1 protein-coding gene and 1 pseudogene are annotated in these 528 nt (G+C 66.1%); both read right to left on the reverse strand.

Annotated elements, in window-relative coordinates; genetic code table 11:
* A partial coding sequence (locus CXQ89_RS18030; protein WP_146067316.1) for an aldehyde dehydrogenase family protein occupies positions 1–299 on the reverse strand: 299 nt, incomplete at its 3' end.
* Positions 300–341: 42 nt separating this feature from the next.
* Positions 342–528, reverse strand: a pseudogene (locus tag CXQ89_RS18035) (short-chain dehydrogenase); the annotation flags it as partial.

Genomic DNA, 528 nt, shown 5'->3' on the forward strand with positions numbered 1-528 from the left:
CCGGCGAGCGATTCCTCCACTGGCCGGCCCGTTTCGCTGGCGTTGAGTTCCGCGAGCTCCTGGGCTGCCGCAGCGAGCGCTTTAGCCGCGGCACGGACTGCCGCACCCCGCTCGGCCGGCGCAGTAGAGGCCCAATCCGACGCAGCGCTTCGGGCCACCTCTACTGCGTGGGACACCGCCTCCGGTTCTGACTCCGGCACCGTCCAACGGACATCACCTGTTCGGGGGTTCCGGATGGTGATGCCGCTGCTGTCAGCGGTTTCCGGGCGTGCAGTGGTTTCTGTGGCAATGCTGGGCATGAAGTTCCTCCCGTCGGTTCCGGCGTGGGTCGTTGTGCTGGTTTAGGGCCAGGAGCCCTCTTCCTCGTGGCAGATCAGCATTTCGCGGACCTCACAGCCGGTGGGCTGGTTCAACGCGAACAGGATGGCCTGTGCCGTGTTGGCGGGGTCGTTGAGCCGCGAATCGTCCTGCGGCTTGTACTGCTCGGTGCGGTCGTCGAAGAAGCGCGTCTTCATTCCGCCCGGGATA

Source organism: Arthrobacter sp. ZGTC212, from assembly GCF_002929255.1.
Lineage (GTDB): Bacteria > Actinomycetota > Actinomycetes > Actinomycetales > Micrococcaceae > Arthrobacter_B > Arthrobacter_B sunyaminii.